Origin of the sequence: Ktedonobacter sp. SOSP1-85 (assembly GCF_016587415.1) — a bacterium.
GTDB lineage: Bacteria > Chloroflexota > Ktedonobacteria > Ktedonobacterales > Ktedonobacteraceae > Ktedonobacter.
Genome location: NZ_BNJI01000001.1, coordinates 4591354 through 4607212 on the forward strand (window position 1 = coordinate 4591354; position 15859 = coordinate 4607212).

15 protein-coding genes are annotated in these 15859 nt (G+C 53.6%); 9 read left to right on the top strand and 6 right to left on the bottom strand.

Features of this window, described 5'->3' with window-relative positions:
* Positions 1–38: 38 nt before the first annotated feature.
* The 3 genes from xseB to KTE_RS19260 all read left to right on the top strand — a co-directional run bounded on the left by xseB (position 39) and on the right by KTE_RS19260 (position 2837).
* Positions 39–260: an exodeoxyribonuclease VII small subunit gene (xseB, locus tag KTE_RS19250; protein ID WP_007910800.1), complete on the top strand. Its 222-nt coding sequence runs from the start codon at positions 39–41 to the stop codon at positions 258–260.
* Positions 261–283: 23 nt separating this feature from the next.
* On the top strand, positions 284–730 hold the full coding sequence (locus KTE_RS19255; RefSeq protein WP_201369176.1) for a divergent PAP2 family protein: 447 nt from the start codon (positions 284–286) through the stop codon (positions 728–730).
* A gap of 1549 nt (positions 731–2279) precedes the next feature.
* Positions 2280–2837: a response regulator transcription factor gene (locus tag KTE_RS19260; protein ID WP_236600484.1), complete on the top strand. Its 558-nt coding sequence runs from the start codon at positions 2280–2282 to the stop codon at positions 2835–2837.
* Between the two features lie 91 nt (positions 2838–2928).
* Here the strand turns inward: KTE_RS19260 and KTE_RS19265 are convergent, their stop codons facing one another.
* Positions 2929–3612: a sugar transferase gene (locus tag KTE_RS19265; protein WP_201383657.1), complete on the bottom strand. Its 684-nt coding sequence runs from the start codon at positions 3610–3612 to the stop codon at positions 2929–2931.
* Positions 3613–3974: 362 nt separating this feature from the next.
* Between KTE_RS19265 and KTE_RS19270 the strand changes: the two genes are divergently transcribed.
* From KTE_RS19270 to KTE_RS19285, 4 genes are all read left to right on the top strand, one after another.
* Positions 3975–5102, top strand: a complete 1128-nt coding sequence (locus KTE_RS19270; protein ID WP_201383659.1) for a DegT/DnrJ/EryC1/StrS aminotransferase family protein — start codon at positions 3975–3977, stop codon at positions 5100–5102.
* Between the two features lie 55 nt (positions 5103–5157).
* Positions 5158–6165, top strand: coding sequence for a Gfo/Idh/MocA family protein (locus KTE_RS19275; protein ID WP_201383661.1), 1008 nt, complete (start codon positions 5158–5160; stop codon positions 6163–6165).
* A gap of 165 nt (positions 6166–6330) precedes the next feature.
* Positions 6331–6933, top strand: a complete 603-nt coding sequence (locus tag KTE_RS49245; protein ID WP_201383663.1) for an acyltransferase — start codon at positions 6331–6333, stop codon at positions 6931–6933.
* Positions 6934–7035: 102 nt separating this feature from the next.
* The gene (locus KTE_RS19285; protein ID WP_201383665.1) at positions 7036–7728 is read left to right on the top strand and encodes a DUF4388 domain-containing protein; all 693 of its coding nucleotides are present in this window, start codon (positions 7036–7038) and stop codon (positions 7726–7728) included.
* A 124-nt stretch (positions 7729–7852) separates the two neighbouring features.
* Here KTE_RS19285 and KTE_RS19290 read toward each other — a convergent pair whose 3' ends face one another.
* The 4 genes from KTE_RS19290 to KTE_RS19305 all read right to left on the bottom strand — a co-directional run bounded on the left by KTE_RS19290 (position 7853) and on the right by KTE_RS19305 (position 12523).
* Positions 7853–8794, bottom strand: coding sequence for an MBL fold metallo-hydrolase (locus tag KTE_RS19290; protein ID WP_201383667.1), 942 nt, complete (start codon positions 8792–8794; stop codon positions 7853–7855).
* A 21-nt stretch (positions 8795–8815) separates the two neighbouring features.
* The gene (gene pruA, locus KTE_RS19295; protein WP_201383669.1) at positions 8816–10393 is read right to left on the bottom strand and encodes an L-glutamate gamma-semialdehyde dehydrogenase; all 1578 of its coding nucleotides are present in this window, start codon (positions 10391–10393) and stop codon (positions 8816–8818) included.
* Positions 10394–10531: 138 nt separating this feature from the next.
* On the bottom strand, positions 10532–10999 hold the full coding sequence (locus tag KTE_RS19300; RefSeq protein WP_201383671.1) for an NUDIX hydrolase: 468 nt from the start codon (positions 10997–10999) through the stop codon (positions 10532–10534).
* Positions 11000–11032: 33 nt separating this feature from the next.
* Positions 11033–12523 (bottom strand): thioredoxin-like domain-containing protein, encoded by a 1491-nt coding sequence (locus KTE_RS19305; RefSeq protein WP_201383673.1) that lies wholly within the window; start codon positions 12521–12523, stop codon positions 11033–11035.
* A gap of 237 nt (positions 12524–12760) precedes the next feature.
* Between KTE_RS19305 and KTE_RS19310 the strand changes: the two genes are divergently transcribed.
* Positions 12761–13567, top strand: a complete 807-nt coding sequence (locus tag KTE_RS19310) for a carbon-nitrogen hydrolase family protein (protein ID WP_236600669.1) — start codon at positions 12761–12763, stop codon at positions 13565–13567.
* Between the two features lie 203 nt (positions 13568–13770).
* A complete protein-coding gene (locus KTE_RS19315) occupies positions 13771–14244 on the top strand; it encodes a GatB/YqeY domain-containing protein (RefSeq protein WP_201369163.1) in 474 nt (157 codons plus the stop codon).
* A 79-nt stretch (positions 14245–14323) separates the two neighbouring features.
* On the opposite strand, the gene KTE_RS19320 is transcribed toward KTE_RS19315, so the two are convergent.
* Positions 14324–15673: an MFS transporter gene (locus tag KTE_RS19320; protein ID WP_201383677.1), complete on the bottom strand. Its 1350-nt coding sequence runs from the start codon at positions 15671–15673 to the stop codon at positions 14324–14326.
* Positions 15674–15859: the final 186 nt, after the last annotated feature.

Sequence of the window (15859 nt, forward strand, 5' to 3'; positions counted from 1 at the left end):
TATTTTCTACCATTGTTTTGTGGGGAAGGAAGAAGGTCATGGAAGCATTATCGTTTGAAGAGGCTTTTGCCAAGCTAGAAGCCACGGTTGCAGCCCTGAAAGATGGACAGGTTTCCTTAGAGCAGGCACTCAGCTCTTATCAGGAGGGCGTGACGCTTGTTCAGTACTGTAATGAACTTTTACAGAAGGCTGAGTTAACGGTACAACAACTGCAAGTGGATAGTGAGGGCACGTTGTCCTTGCAATCATTGGACCTGTAAGAGGGGAGAAGCTCTTTTAATTTATGGTTAGTGACACGCTTTTAGACAATCATGTGCTCCTGGCTTCGGTATTAGCCTGGGCGCTTGCCCAGGTAAGTAAGACGGTGGGCGAGATTATTAAAGAACGCCGCCTGGTGCTGAGCCGTCTCGTTTCTTCTGGTGGTATGCCAAGTTCGCATTCCGCCCTGGTGACCGGGCTGGCTACCGCTGTGGGCCGTGTGATGGGTATCAGTTCGCCGGCTTTTGCCGTCGCAGCCGTCCTGGCAGGTATCGTGATGTATGATGCGGCAGGCGTGCGTCGTGCAGTAAGTATTCAGGCGCGTATTTTAAATCAGATGATTGATGAAGCCTTTCAGGGGCATCCCTTCGCGGAAAAACGTTTGCGTGAACTGATTGGGCATACCCCGATCCAGGTTTTTGTAGGTGGATTACTGGGCATTTGTGTTGGTTTGCTCGCCACCAGTTATTAACAAGTGCTAACAAGTACTAGCGCTTTTTACGTTATTTGTCAGGCCCGCAGGTTTCTTGCGCGGCTTGCGACCTACTAGCCTGTCTATCTCTTCCCCCGCCAATCAAGATGTCTTTACACTTTTGTTAAGACATCTTGCCTCTGCTTCAATTTTTAGAACAACTCCCTCAAAGAGAACGCGCCCAATGTCCCTCTTTATGTGTGCTGCACGAAAGAAGCTTTTTATTGATCAGTTTGTATTCTCCCCGAATGCTTTGCTGCTAGAAGATGTCTCTCTAGAATAACCAGTCATTTAGTGCCCCAAAAAAATGTGGAGGAAGCGTCTAAGATTTAGGAAGTGCAAAGAAGATGGGGGCAGTGCAAAAACATGTTTTTGTGATTGTGTCCTGCTTTGCCTGCCATAGAGCGAAAAATATGCTAAAATAATGGCTGTGTTTGTGTGAAGGTGGATAATGGTGGGTTTTGGCACAATAGATTTAAAATCTTGTATATTGTATCTTATTGTTTTTATGTATGTCAGACGTTGTCGCGCGTTGCGTAGTTTAAGCTTGCTATCTTGATACTTTTAGGTACATGTCCTCCTCTTGCAAAGCCATAAGCAACGCTTATGGGGGTGGCTTGTTTCTACCCTGGCGAGTCCTGCACGTGTGAACTACCACTGAGCTGAAGACGCAGCGGCTTCTTCGGAAGTCGTCGGGTCTGCGGTTTGGTAGCTTTTTCGGAAGCTCAAGTTCACCAGACTCCTCATCAGAAATGATGAGACCGTTTGAAAGGTCATGACACCTGCGGTTGACGCATCAGACCGCTGCTCTGTCGCCTGGGTTTAAGTAGGACTGAGGAAAGGTCCGGTGATCCAGGTGCAAAAAGCCTTTTGAACCTTGTCGAGATGAAGTCGGATTCTCTTTGTGGTCACAGCAAAGAGATACGCATCACCTGCCTTCGGGCAGAGTTTTTTGAGTCAATGGACTTGTTCTGGTTGGGTTCAATCAACCAGAACAAGTCCGGCGATTCATCCACGAGGTTGAAGACCTCGTGGTTTTCTCGCCACTCCCCGTACAAAAAGGAATATTCCTTGACGCAGGACAATTATTTCTTTGTTTGCATGTCTTGGGGGAGACTGTAAGAGAAGCGAGCCTCGCTATGTTTATGCCAAAGCACTTGAAACGTTCTGCGCAAAAATTTCTACAAGGATGTGAGGGATGAAGACAATTTTTTGCTTTTGTGTATCAGGTGAGAATTTCAAATATCCTGCCGTCAATCGATACGATCTTGTATGGCATGAGAAGCGGTCATAGAAGGGAGACAGGTACTCATTGGGCAACTACTCGCAATATGCAGATGTGTTATGTCTATCAGGGGAGGAGACATATGAAATTGCTGGTCATCGACAGTGACCGTGATTTGGTGGAAATGCTCACAAGCTGGCTAAAAACTCTGGGGTATGAAGTATACAGAGCCTATAATAGTGAGCGAGCCCGAAGTGAATGGCTCGAACAACGTCCCGATCTGGTAATCATTGATCCTATGTTGAAGGGGGGAATGTGCTGGAAATGTGTCGCGATTTACGCGCCAAGCACGATGCACTGGTGCTGGTGTTAACTGATAGTAAAGAGGTACAGGACGAGGTGCGTTGCCTTGAGTCGGGGGCGGACGATTATTTACGCAAGCCGTTTTTCCCGGCACAATTGCTGGCCAGGATTCGTGCGGTGAGTCGTCGCGCTCGCTCTACGTTGGAGCGTCGCCCCTCCTCTGTGGTCACAGTAGGCCCTCTTCGTGTCGATTCGTTGCATAATGAGGTGAGTGTTCATGGCAAACTGGTGCGCCTGACTCCGACTGAGAGCAAACTATTACACCTGCTGGCGATCAATGCAAACGATGTCTGCACCGCAAATCAGATCGTCACTCATGTCTGGGGCTACGATGGCGATGGTGATGCCTGCCTCATCAAAGCGCATATTCGTCACCTGCGCCAGAAGATTGAACCCAGCCCCAGCGATCCACGCTATATATTGACCGTTCCTGGCGTAGGCTATACCCTGATCCGCCGTAACGAGGAACAGAAGACACCTGTAGAGAGCGGGAAGGCCTTACGCGTGCTCTCCATCTAGAGGCTCGTACCTCATATCCTTCAATGTCTGTATAGAGATAAAAAGCACAGGACCACGGTCCTGTGCTTTTTATCTCTATACAAGCAAAATCTCAACCGCCACCACGGGCCAAGAGCATGACAGGTACTGTCAGGGCGATGAGCTTGAGGTCGAGCCAGAGCGATTGCTGGTGCAGGTACGCGATATCCATTTCAACCATCTGCTGGAAGGTAACACGCGAGCGGCCATAGACCTGCCAGGTTCCGGTCAGGCCGGGTTTGCCGCTGAGGCGTAGCCAGTCGCTCTCTTTGTATATCTCGACTTCATAGGATAGAGGTGGGCGCGGCCCCACCAGTGTCATCTCGCCTCGCAAGACATTCCAGAATTGTGGCAGCTCGTCAAAACTCAATTTGCGAATAATGCGGCCCACCCTCGTAATTCGGGGATCCTTGTGGATCTTATAGGCCATGCCCTCACCAGCCTCCTCACTCAGCTTTTCGCCACGCATATACTGCTGAATCTTTTCGATATGGAGCCTGGGGTCATTGTTGGTATACATCGAACGAAACTTGAGCATCTCAAAGGTTTTTCCATTTTGCCCCACTCGCTTCTGGTGAAAGAACACCGGGCCTTGTGAATCAAGTCGAACGCAGAGCGCGACCAGGAGACACACGAGCAAGACAAAGGGGCCGATGAGAAGCGTAAACGCGATGTCAAGCAGGCGTTTGTAGCGCAGGTAGCTTCTACTGAACGCCAGGTCTTGCTGGACCTGGGTCGCTTGTGCTTGAACAGCCATGGCTATTCCTCCCCGAAGACTCATACGAGGAATTCCTCGTAACCTCAACTATCTTATACTGCCTCAATGGTACGGTATGAGGGTGCAGAAACGGTACGGATGAGCATAGAAAACTGGTAGCGGCTCGTCTAGAAAGGGGGAAATTGAGGTAAAATGACGCGCTGTGATATGGCAGATTGGAATCTCTTTAGAACCTTTTGGCTAGCCACACGTTCTCCACTCCGCTGACAAAGTTTCACCTAACCTCTACCACAACGAGTATCAGCCGATCACTCTCGCATGGTACTATCCTGACTAGCAAAGTAGTCTTGCTGCTCGCTGCGAGGCTGAGCTTCATTTTTTAGAGAAGGAGTGCTGAGGGAGTGGTACCTTTACAAGTTCCTCTTGTTGATCTACGTGCCCAGTATCAGAGCTTGAAGCCTGAAATTATGGCGGCCTTTGCTGAAGTGTTGGAGAGTATGCACTTGTTCCTGGGGCCGAAGACTTATGCCTTTGAGCAGCAGTTCGCTGAGTATTGTGCCTGTCGCTATGGCATAGGCGTGTCCTCGGGAACGGAGGCGCTGGTGCTGGCCCTGCGTGCCTGCGATATTGGAGCAGGCGACGAGGTCATCACGGTCTCCAACACCTTTATTGCCACAGTGGAGGCCATTGCCCTCGTGGGGGCCAGGCCGGTGTTTGTCGATGTGGATCCCCAAACCTACCTGATGGATTGGCGCCAACTAGAGGCTGTGTGCACAGAACGCACACGCGCCATTCTGCCTGTACATCTCTATGGGCATGCGGCTGAGATGGGGCCTATCCTTGATTTTGCGCGAGCGCGTGGGCTACGCGTCATTGAAGATGCCTCACAGGCGCACGGGGCGACCTACCAGGGCCAGCGCGTCGGTAGCTTTGGTGATATTGGCTGCTTTAGCCTGTACTACAGTAAGAACCTGGGAGCCTTTGGCGAGGCTGGCATCTGTACGACTAGCGATCCCGTCCTGGCGGAGAAATTATGTATGCTGCGCGACCATGGCTCACGTGTACGCTATCATCACGAGGTGATCGGGGGCAATTATCGCCTGGATGAATTGCAAGCGGCAGTCCTGCTCTTAAAGATGCCCTACCTTGAGCAGTGGAACCAGGCGCGCCAGGCCCATGCTCAGTTCTACACCCAGCGGTTGCGCGCGGTGGTGCCGCAGGTACCCGAGGTTTGCTCATGGGGCACACATGTCTATTGCTACTATGTGATCCAGGTGGAGCAGCGTGATACCTTCCGCAAAGCATTAGAAGAGGCCGGAATTGGAACCAATGTGCACTACCCAGTGCCCATTCATTTGCAGCCGGCTTGCGCAGACTATGGATATACACATGGCATGCTGCCTGTGACTGAGCAGGCCGCCGAGCGTATTGTCTCACTCCCTATGTATCCTGAATTAACTGAAGAGCAGCTGCACCTGGTCGTCGAGACGGTGAAGCAGGCGCTCTTGACCGGTGCAACGCAAAAATAAACGTTAGTCATTTATACCCTTTATAAGGCACGGATAAAAAAGGAAGAAGCGACATATGGCTGATTTACGTTTTGGCATCATTGGCTGGGGATACTGGGGGCCAAAGATTGCTCGTAACCTGGATAGTATCGCCCATGCCGCAGTAACCGCAGTCGCCGACATGGATAAGCATCGGGTAGCGCTGCTTGCGGGCCAACAACCAGGTCTCCAGGTGACATCCCAGGTGGAGGAATTGCTCCGTTCAGATGTTGATGCTGTCATCATCGCGACACCTGTACGTACACACTACGCACTCGCCAAACAGGCCCTGCTCCATGGCAAGCACGTCCTGGTTGAAAAGCCCTTGACGGCCAGCGTTGCGGAAGCGGAAGAACTGGTCGCGCTAGCACGCCAGGTAGACCGGATCTTGATGGTTGGGCATACCTTTGAGTATAGCCCCGCAGTCAACGAACTGCGCAAGCTAGTACAAAGCGGTGAATTGGGGAAGATCTATTGTGTTGAGGCCGAACGTGTCAATTTAGGCCTATTTCGTCGCGATATTAACGTCATCTGGGATCTGGCCCCTCATGATGTCTCAATTCTGCTCTACCTGTTTGGCCAGTTGCCTGAACAGGTCCAGGTGCAGGCGAACGCGCACCTATTGCCACCTATTCATGACGTCGCGCACCTGGATCTTGGCTTCCCAGATGGGATGACGGCGCATATCCATGTGAGCTGGCTGCACCCCTGCAAGCTGCGGCGGGTAACTGTCATCGGTGATGCCAGGATGGTCGTGTACGACGATACCAATCCCGCTGAGATGATCAAGATTTATAACAAGGGCGCGGATGTCAATGCCGACCCTGTAGTGTCCTATCGCCATGGTGCGATTACTATTCCGCATATCGATTGGATCGAGCCATTACGCCTGGAGTGTGAAGATTTTATTCGTGCCATCCGCACTGGTACGCCTCCACGCGCCAGTGGCGAGGTCGGACTCTCCGTCGTACGCGTCCTGGCCGCGGCCCAGGATGCCTTAAATCAACAGCTACACACCCTGGTTTCCGATACTATACCCGCATAGTATCTTCCTCGTACAAGAGTTTGTCTAACAAGACACCAAGCAAACTTTTGAAACAGGGTAAGGGTATGTCATCGAGGACAGGCATCGCCTGCCCTCGATGACATACCCTTACTCCTTTGCGAAGCACCACAGGTGCTGAGAATGAGATCAGAAGGAGCCAAAGATATGCAAGGGCGCAGCGCAGCAACAAGCTATATCCATCCTCTAGCAGAGGTCGAAGAAGGGGCGCAGATTGGTGCCGGAACGCGCATTTGGCGCCATGCTCATGTGCGAGCCTCCGCCACTATTGGCGCAATGTGCAATATTGGCAAAGGGGTCTACGTCGAATCCCACGTTCATATTGGGGCGCGGGTCAAGATACAGAACCATGTCTCGCTCTTTGAGGGTGTCACAGTAGAGGATGGCGTCTTTATTGGCCCGCACGTCTGTTTTACCAATGACCTCTATCCCAGGGCCATTACACCTGATGGCCAGCTTAAAGGGAGCGAGGATTGGGAGATTACGCCGACACTTGTCAAGTATGGAGCATCGATAGGGGCAAACGCGGTCGTGGTCTGTGGCGTGACTATCGGCACCTTCGCGCTTGTGGGAGCAGGCTCAGTGGTCACAAAAGATGTCGTGCCCTATACCCTGGTGCTGGGCAATCCAGCACGCTTTCGCGGTTATATCTGTCGTTGCGCACGCCGTTTATCTTCAGTTACAAAAGATGCAAATGTATTGATTGGTATGTGTGAGGTTTGTGGATGGGTAAATTTGCATTTTGAATAGTAATAATGTGCAAAAAGTTGCAAATATGGATAATGGCATGTATAATGATATGTATAGTTAACTTGGTTCTTCGAAAAATCTTTTTTGTGGGGGTGGAAAGGGTTGATAACTCAATTATCCTCGACACAGATTTCGCTCTGTTGTGATGCTACACAGCGTTATTTTCTTGATGCTATCAATGCTTTGCTCGATGTGCGCGATCAGGAGCGCTCCGGGCGACTCTCCATACGTAGCGATGAGCGCCGGGGCCTGATTCATTTCTACTTTCAAGAGGGACGCCTGGTGCATATTATGGGCGATAAGCGTAACCTTGAAGCGTTACTCCAGGACTTACTCCAGTGGCAAAGGGCAAAGGTACGCTTCGATGCGCAGATAGGGGCCCCTTTCCGAGACGTGACCTGGCATCAGGCAGAGTTCTTCCAAAGCTGGCTAGAATTGGTGGAGGTCAAGGGCGTCGTATATGGTGTCTCACATGCCTCCCTCGATGGGTTGGCGGGATATATGACGGCCCACTTGCCAGCCAGACCCCTCACTGAGGGGGCCTCTGTTAGCACCAGTAAAGATGCCCAGTTGGCTCTCTGGGTCTCTGCCAAAATGGCAATATGTGTTGTGCCTGAAACGCCTCGCTTCCCAGCTGTACCTGAGACCCCTCGTCTTCCAGCCATGCCTGAGACTAGCCTCGGCTGGCGCTTCCAGGTTAACCAGGCGCTCCAGCAGGCCGGGCGTTTGACCCAGGATGTCACGCGAGTCTTGACGCGTATCATGCATATAGGCTCACGCCAGCCGATTGGCTAACAATAATAGTGTGTGCCACTAGAAGAGAAAATGTCGGCGTGAGAGCAGACAGGCGCCTGTCTGCTCTCACGCCGACATTTTCTCTTCTGGCAGGTAGATGTCTATCCGCTGAGAAGTGGTTGCTTTATGCTTCGAGTCGCTCGGGGTGATGCTTACGCCAGTAGCGCATATACCCTTGCACTGTCATAGGGTAGTTCGATGCGATCTCGTAGCGCTCAAGTGTACGCGGATCGTTCGAGAGACGCTGTAATTCAGGGCGTGTCTCCGCGATGAAGAGTTCAATAATCTCCGCCTCGCTCTTGTTCTCGCGCATGGCTCGTAGCACGAGATCACCCCAGTTAAAGAGCTTCGCGCGTATGCTTTCAAGATGCGGAGCCAGGTTGCGGACGGGACCAAAGTGCGCCAGGTAAATGACATCGGGGCGCAGCTTTTTGAGCGTATCGATGCTGCTCGACCAGGCCTCGATATCCAGGTCTGGAGGGGGGGTGGGAGGTCGCCCATAAGAGATGCCAGGCAGGCGCACGCCCGCGACGTCGCCCGCGAAGAGATCTCCACTATGCACATCAAAGAAGATGACGTGATGGATGGCATGGCCGGGAGTATAGTGAACCTCCAGGCGCCGACCTGCGACATTGAGAATATCTCCGCCCTCAATGACCTGGACCTTCTCCTGGGGCACAGGGAGAATTTCGCCCCATAACTCCTGCATGCGCTCGCCATAGATGCGCTCCGAGCTGGCGATGAGTTTCCCAGGATCAATGAGATGTTGCGCGCCCTTGCTATGAACGAACACGCGTGCCTGGGGCATAGAGGCGAGAAGCTTTCCGACCCCTCCAGTATGATCCAGGTGAATGTGCGTGGCCAGGATGTGGGTGACGCGCGCGGGATCAAATCCCGCCTGGCGTATTCCCTCCAGTAGGGCCTCGCTGGTGCTTCCCGGCCCTGGATCAATCAGCGCGATTTCATCGCTACCCGCCAGGAGATAGGAGCCGATAATGTCTGTCTCCCCCTGGAACGGCAGAGAAATCTGCCAGATTCCAGGGGTGAGTTGTGTTACCTCTGTCAAGAGTGTAAACTCCTCGCTTCCTTACTTTTTCTTCGAGATGGATTTCGCCTGTGTGAAGAGCAACAGGTAATCTGGGCCTCCTGCCTTGGAGTCCGTACCCGACATATTGAAGCCACCGAAGGGATGACCACCAACCATGGCGCCTGTACACTTGCGGTTGAAGTACAGGTTGCCAACATGGAACTCTTCGCCAGCGCGCTCAAGACGCTGCTCGTCGTTAGAGAAGAGCGAGCCGGTCAGGCCGTACTCGGTATTGTTGGCGATGTCGAGGGCATCGTCAAAGTCTTTCGCTTTGATAAAGGCTAGAACCGGGCCAAAGATCTCCTCCAGCGAGATACGCGCCTCGGGGGCGACGTCCGCGAAGATGGTTGGCTCGATAAAGTAGCCCGGCCCCTGGTGCTTACCGCCAGTGACGAGGCGTCCCTCTTGCTTGCCAAGCTCGATGTATTCGAGGATTTTCTTCATGGCGTTCTCGTCAACCACGGGACCCATGTAGGTGGTTGGTTGAGTCACATCGCCCATGGTAAGGGTTTTGGTCTTCTCGACCACTTTCTCCAATACCTTGTCGTAGACCTGCTCGACGACGATGGCGCGGGAACCAGCCGAACACTTCTGCCCCTGGAAGCCAAAGGCAGAGGCAACGATTGCGGCGGCGGCGGCATCCAGGTCGGCGGTCTCGTCGACGACGATTCCATCTTTGCCACCCATCTCCAGGATGGTACGCTTCAGCCAGCGCTGCCCCTTGGGCGTTTTCGACGCGCGCTCATAGATGCGCAAGCCGACGTCACGCGAGCCAGTGAAGGAGATGTAGCGCACGCTGGGGTTATCAACGAGGGTATCACCTACGACTGAACCGGAGCCAGTTAGGAAGTTAACCACGCCAGCGGGGAGACCCACCTCTTCGAGGAGGCGCATAAACTGGTAAGCAATAGCGGGCGAGGTGCTGGCAGGCTTGAGCACAACTGTATTGCCAGCGACAAACGAGGCGCTTGTCATGCCAACCATGATGGCGTTAGGGAAGTTCCAGGGCGGAATGACCGCGCCCACACCCAGCGGAATATAGACGAGTTTGTTCTCTTCGCCGGGCAAGGGCGTGACTGGTTGGTCGCCAGCCAGGCGTAGCATCTCGCGCGCGTAGTACTCGAGGAAGTCAATGGCCTCGGCGGTGTCGCCATCGGCCTCGACCCAGCTCTTACCAACCTCAAAGATCATCCAGGCGTTAAAGTAGAAACGGCGCTGGCGCATGAGATCGGCGGCGGCGAAGAGATAGCTGGCGCGCTCTTCGGCTGGAATATGTTTCCAGCTTTCGAAGGTCTCGGCCGCGACTTTGACCGCCTCGTTTGCCTGCTCGACTGTCGCGCTGGTAAAGTGACCTATTACCTGGTCGGGCTGCGAGGGATTGACCGAGGCGAAGGTCTTCTCACCGGTAATCTTTTTGCCACCGATGATGAGCGGATAGGTCTGACCCAGCTCGCTTCTCACCTGGGCGATTGCCTCTTCCTGGGCACGTTTATTCTCTTCTTTACTGAAATCAGTGAAAGGTGCATTTGTGAAAGGCGTTTGGAGACGCCCTTTGATATCTTCTAAAACTTTGGCCATGATGTATAAACTCCTTCAACACTTCATCGTGTCATGTGATTGATTGCCTCCTTATTCTATCTCATAGAGGCGGGGTGATGGTAGAGGAACGCTTCTGTGTATTATCTCTAGCGTGCAGCAAGCCGGCAATGCACTGTATTAGTGAATAATGGGGGCGTTATCCTGGGCAAGCGCGTCGCGAATGCGCTCGTGGTGAGGCTCCACGATGTCCATCCGGGCTATTTCTTTTGGTGTGAAGTAGCCAATTTCGGTAGTCTCATCGCTTAAACCAGGCTCGCCAGCCACTATCTCGCCCTCAAAACAGATGTTAACCATGTGATAGCGGTTACTATCAGGATAGGTCAGGAGCACATGTGGATTGGAGTAGATACCGATGAGCCTGTTGAGGCTGATACGCAGGCCAGTCTCTTCCCAGGTCTCGCGGATACAGGCTTCGCTGACGCTCTCGCCTGCCTCCATATGCCCACCGGGCAGGCACCAGCGCCCGTTATCGCTGCGCCGGGTCAGCAGTATTTTCTCGTGTACAGCGTCAAAAATGACAACCGAGGTCGTGAGTGCCAGTTGCCCCTCACGGCCAATACGGTCTCCAAAGAGATAAGAAGCCATAGTGCGTTCTCCTTATATTTTGTTATATTCCATCTAAGGTTGAATGCCCAGGGTGGTGATGTTTCGTGTAGTCATGTCTAGCAGACGAATGGCATGATTATTGGTGTCAGCGATATACAGGGTGTTGCCGGTGACTGCCAGGCCCCCAGGTTCATTAAATTGTGCCTGGTCGGCTGGTCCATTGTGTATGCCTGCCTTGCCTGTTCCGGCAAGGGTACGAACCTCGCGTGTTCGGGGATCAAGGACCTTGATGCGATTATTATAGGTATCTGCCAGGTAGAGCAGGCCATTTGCCGCGCAGACGCCCTGCACGTGCTGTAATTGAGCCTCTTCGCCGATGCCATCCACATCGCCAAAGTCAAAGAGACCGGTACCTACCAGCGTATGCACCTGTTGCTCGCCTGTCAACTCGATGGTGCGGATGGCGCTGGCCTCGCTATCGGCGCTATAGAGTATTTGTTTCTCCACGTCCAGGGTGATGCCAGTCGGCTGGGCGAAGAGGGCCTCGGCACGTGGTCCATCGCGTAGCGCCTCCGGGCCAGCGCCAGCGAAAGGTTCAATCTGATCAGTAGCCAGGTTGAGCACAAAGATGCGGTGCATCCCCGCCATGGCGATATACAACTTCTCCTCAAAGACCACGAGGTCCCAGGGCGAGCTAAGCGCAATACTTCGCGCCGGACCCTGGAGCTGGGTCCGCACCATGCCATTCTGCTCACCGGTTCCCGCCAGTGTCTCCACTTGTTGTGTGCGTAGATCAACGCGCCGGACGAGGTGGTTATCAGTATCCGCCACGTAGAGCAGGTCGTCGACGAGGGCTACGCCCTGAGGATGGTTAAATTGTGCTTCCGCAAACGAGCCATCGGCCTGACCCTGGACTCCTGACCCGATAATGGTGCGTACTCGTCCCTGGAGATCGGTCTCGACCAGGCGGTGATGTGCTGAATCGCTGATAATGAGGCGGTCGGCCTGTGCATCTACCGCAAGTTTGCCAGGGAAGGCCAAGAACGACGAGGGCGCCGTCGCAGCGCTAAAGCGCAGCTGGCGGTGGTCAAGCAGACCCCGAGCTTCAAACTCCTCTAGCATCTGGCGTAGCAGGTCCTTGCCTTGCGTGGGCGAGATCTCGCCCTCATGTTTGCCAATGACGCGCCCCTCCGGGTCAATAAAGACGAGGGTGGGCCAGGCGCGGACCGCGTATTGCTGCCAGAGGTACATCGTGTGATCATTTACCACTGGATGCTCGATGCCGTAACGTAGGACAGCGTTGTGTACGCTGCCGGTAAAATGCTCGCCAGGGAATTTGGGCGAGTGAATACTGATAACGCTTAACGTCTCAGGGAAGCTCTCTTCAAGCTCACGCAGCTGGGCGAGTGCGTGCATACAATTGATGCAACAGAAGGTCCAGAAATGTAGGATCACGATCCGCCCGCGCAGCTCCTTCAGGCTGAGAGGGTGGTCGCTATTGATCCAGGCCAGATTGGTGGGAAAGTCGGGTGCGCGCACCTCACCGCGAAAGCGTTGCGCCATAGTCTACCTCTTTCTTTATCTTGAGGGTGAGTTTCAGGTGCCAAAATTGTAGCATATGTGAGAACAAAGCCAGCCACTGAAACGTTCCCTGGGCGTTTATGCAGAATATGGTAGGATAGAGATAGATGCCTGTGAACGTAGAAGTTGAAGATGCAGGCGAAGTGCGACGGATTCTTTTGCCTATTGCTGAGAAGAGATACGCCCACTGTATGGTTGCTCATAGAGGAGGTTGGCTTGATGATCTCGGTTGCCGTTGGACAATTCCCCATCAGTTTTGCTATCACAGAGAATGTACAGTATATCCTCTCCATGCTCGAACAGGTCGAGCCCGACGATTTGCTTGTGCTCCCCGAGGGAGCCATCTCTGGGTATAACGAGGATAGCCGCTTTCTTGAGCTAATTGATCGCAGGCTTCTGGCGGATGCGGTAGAGCGCATCGCGGAGGTCGTGAAGCGCAAGCAGGTGCACCTGATCGCTGGCTCCTGCCTGCAGGAAGAGGGTGAGTGGTATAACGCAGGGCTCTATTTTTCGCCTCGTGGTGAGCGAGCGCTCTATCGCAAGGTGAACCTGGCAACGGGCGAGCGTGGGCACTTTGTCGCGGGTGCTGACCTTCCTATCTTTCCCCTCCATTTTGCCGAGGGGAGCGTCAATATAGGCATTCAGCTCTGTCGCGAGATCCGCTTCCCCGAACAGTGGCAATGCCTGGCCCAGCGTGGCGCCGAACTCTTTGTCTACATTACCAATGCCGCTAATCCCGAGGTCAAGCCGGATGTCTGGCGCAGCCACCTGGTCAGTCGCGCGGCGGAGAACCAGCGCTTTGTGCTGGCTGCCAACATCGCTCACTTTGTGCAACACTGCCCCAGCATGATCATTGCTCCCGATGGCGAGGTCCTGGCCGAGGTTACGGGCGAGGAGACCCGTCTCCTACGTGCTACCCTCGACCTGGCGCAGACAGGCAACTGGTACCTCAGCCAGTGCCGCCGCGACGTTGTCAGCATGTACTACAAAGGCGAACTAGTACGCACAAGCATCGGTCCAGTGTAATCCTGTCAAGACGAAGAGATAGCAATCGCTCCCAATAACTTGGGTCAAGTGTGGATGGTGGTTTCGGGTTGGCACCCGAAACCACCATCCACACTCATAAACTCACTGAGCGCCGCAGGCGCGAAAGGTGCTTTTTTCACGCAGGCGTAGTATACTATGGTGCGTTACTACACTGTTTTTGTATTAAGAGGAGAAACGTTGTTATGGCTCGGCAGGAATTTCCGATTGAGCAGCAGTTACGTAAGGATGCCCAGGATGCGCAGCGCGCACGCGACCAGGTGAAGCTGGATACGCTGCGTATGGCCTTGAACTCAATTCATAACCTTGAAGTCGCGCGTACCGACCGCAAAAATCCCGAATATGGTCAGCCTCTCACCGAGGCGGATTGCTTGCGTGTGCTCGAACAGGAAGTCAAGAAGCGCAACCAGGCTATCCCCCTCTATAAGCAGGGCGGTCGCCTGGAACTCGCCGAGAAAGAACAAGCGGAACTGGATATTCTACAGACCTACCTCAAGTCCTCACAGATGAGCGACGAGGAGATCCGCGAGGTCGTAAGCGCCCTGGTCGCGGAAAACGGCAAGGAGTTCCGCAAAGTCATGCCTCAGGCCGCCAAACAGCTCAAGGGGCGAGCCGACGGCGCACGTATTCAGGGCATTGTCAAAGAGTTAACGCAGTAAAGCCTCTCTCAAAAAATAATAAGCACAAGGCCCCTGGCGTTTCGATGCCAGGGGCCTTGTGCTTGATCCTGGTTGCTTGCTACGGAGCTTCTGAGGCTATGGCTGCCTCTGCAACCTGGATATCCTTATCGGCTGCCGCATCCCGGTTGGCATATTCGCGCAAACCCCACGCGGCCAGCAGGGAGATCAACGCCATCAAAATGATGTAGAGCACGAGCGGAATATATGATTTATATGCCGCAAGCAGGAGCACCGCGATAATCGGGGCCGGGCCGCCCGCCGTGAGCGAGGCAAGCTGATAGCCGAGCGAGGCCCCACTATAACGCAGGCGGGTGCTGAAGTGCTCGGAGATAAACGCTGCCTCAGGACCATAGAGACTGGCGTGAAAGATGCTAATGGCTCCTATGAGCGCCAGCACGACAAGCACACTGTTTTTTGTTTGGAGTAAGAGGAAGAAGGGATAGGCATAGATCGCCATGCCAAGAGAGGCGATCATAAACCAGCGTTTACGCCCCACGATATCGGAGAGATAGCTCGCAAATGGCATTGTCCCAAAGGCGATCAGCGCGGCGAGAATAATCCCCGTGTAGAGCGTATTCACAGGTATCTTGAGCGTACTGGCTCCATATGATAGAACAAAAGTCGTAAACAGATAGAAGGGAGCCTGCTCACCTGAGCGCAGAAGCGCCGAGAGAATGATCTCCTTCCAGTAGTGGCGGATAACCTCGCCCAGGGGAGCCTTGGCTACCCGCTGTTCCTGCTTAAGGCGCGTAAACTCAGGAGTTTCGAGGATGCGCATACGGATAAAGAAGCCAACCAGGATCAGAAGCGCGCTCAGGAAGAAGGGAATACGCCAGCCAATCTGAAGAAAAGCCTCGCCAGGGAAAAGCGCTTTACAGATCAGGAGTGCGATGGCGGCCAGGGCCAGGCCCACCGGAACGCCTGTCTGAGGCCAGCTGGCCCAGAAGCCACGGCGGCGGTTATCGCCATACTCCAGCGAGAGCAGTACCGAGCCACCCCATTCGCCTCCGACTCCAGCCCCTTGCAGGAAGCGCAGAATCGTAATCAATAGGGGCGCGACAAAACCGATGCTCTTGTAGGTTGGAATAGCACCAATCAATACAGTCGCAACCCCCATGAGAATGAGTGTCGTGATGAGCGTCGATTTGCGTCCAACGCGGTCGCCGAACCAGCCGAAGAACGCGCCCCCGATAGGGCGAGCCAGGAAACCGATGTAGTAAGTGGTAAAAGATGCTAAGATGCCGGTGACAGGATCGAGATTGGGAAAGAAGAGCGGGGCGAAAATAGTGGCAGCAAAGAAGTTGTACAAGAAGAAATCATACCACTCAATGGCGGTTCCCAGCGTGCTCGCGGTAATTACGGGCAGCATACGGCGAACCGAGACTTCTCCCGTTGCTACATTAGCCATGGTGCCTCCTTATGCTCATCATCATGATGAACACTAACTACGACAACTGTATGTAGAAAGGATACCTTCTATCTGTAGCCCAAAGGCTCAGATGGCGCCTGGCAGTTGTGTTCCCACCTTTGGGAATTGGAAGCAAGAAGCGAAAAGATATTATTAAAAGCATAATGATTTACTATCTGCTTGTCA

Bases quoted from the DNA above. Each gene is read 5' to 3' on its own strand.
- KTE_RS49245 (WP_201383663.1), top strand. From the start codon at position 6,331: ATGCAAGGGCGCAGCGCAGCAACAAGCTATATCCATCCTCTAGCAGAG.
- KTE_RS19310 (WP_236600669.1), top strand. From the start codon at position 12,761: ATGATCTCGGTTGCCGTTGGACAATTCCCCATCAGTTTTGCTATCACA.
- xseB (WP_007910800.1), top strand. From the start codon at position 39: ATGGAAGCATTATCGTTTGAAGAGGCTTTTGCCAAGCTAGAAGCCACG.
- KTE_RS19255 (WP_201369176.1), top strand. From the start codon at position 284: ATGGTTAGTGACACGCTTTTAGACAATCATGTGCTCCTGGCTTCGGTA.
- KTE_RS19315 (WP_201369163.1), top strand. From the start codon at position 13,771: ATGGCTCGGCAGGAATTTCCGATTGAGCAGCAGTTACGTAAGGATGCC.
- KTE_RS19275 (WP_201383661.1), top strand. From the start codon at position 5,158: ATGGCTGATTTACGTTTTGGCATCATTGGCTGGGGATACTGGGGGCCA.
- pruA (WP_201383669.1), bottom strand. From the start codon at position 10,393: ATGGCCAAAGTTTTAGAAGATATCAAAGGGCGTCTCCAAACGCCTTTC.
- KTE_RS19305 (WP_201383673.1), bottom strand. From the start codon at position 12,523: ATGGCGCAACGCTTTCGCGGTGAGGTGCGCGCACCCGACTTTCCCACC.
- KTE_RS19320 (WP_201383677.1), bottom strand. From the start codon at position 15,673: ATGGCTAATGTAGCAACGGGAGAAGTCTCGGTTCGCCGTATGCTGCCC.
- KTE_RS19260 (WP_236600484.1), top strand. From the start codon at position 2,280: ATGTGTCGCGATTTACGCGCCAAGCACGATGCACTGGTGCTGGTGTTA.
- KTE_RS19265 (WP_201383657.1), bottom strand. From the start codon at position 3,612: ATGGCTGTTCAAGCACAAGCGACCCAGGTCCAGCAAGACCTGGCGTTC.
- KTE_RS19300 (WP_201383671.1), bottom strand. From the start codon at position 10,999: ATGGCTTCTTATCTCTTTGGAGACCGTATTGGCCGTGAGGGGCAACTG.